General features: G+C 52.2%; 1 protein-coding gene. It reads right to left on the bottom strand.

What is annotated here, in order from left to right; all coding sequences use genetic code 11:
* Positions 1-273 (bottom strand): hypothetical protein (locus ACR6JA_RS23135; protein ID WP_494599856.1); only part of this gene is annotated, 273 nt, incomplete at its 3' end.
* Between the last annotated feature and the right edge of the window lie 156 nt (positions 274-429).

The following is a 429-nucleotide window of genomic DNA, read 5'->3' as shown; positions in this document are numbered from 1 at the left end:
TGTCCAGCGCGTTTCAAAGAGCCCCTCGTTCTCATGGGTACTCAATTCGCCCCTGATGTGCAGCGCTTTTTCCAGTAGCCCGTGCTCCTGAAGAGCCGATGCCAAGACCGGATCATGTTGCCCGCGAGAAGCGAGAAACGCATTCATTCGTGCTAGCGGCAGATCGGGAATGATGGAGAAGCGGTTCTCTTGTAGATCCAGTGCAATCAGATCGTGCCTGAAGTGGCCGAGTGCCAATTCAGGGATGCCCCCAACAAAGTTGCCCTGCGCCATTGTTTTTCCCTAGTTGGGATATGTGTGGGCCTTAGAGCTAAGGCCCAACACATATCAACGGATTCATCTATGCATGCTCTCGATGATCAACCGTATTTGGTCACATTCGGGTTATTCCAATTCATCGGGTCAGGCGCGTAGAAATACTCAGGGATG

Source organism: Cedecea sp. B1(4), assembly GCF_059414925.1.
This window is presented reverse-complemented; position numbering and strand designations above follow the sequence as displayed.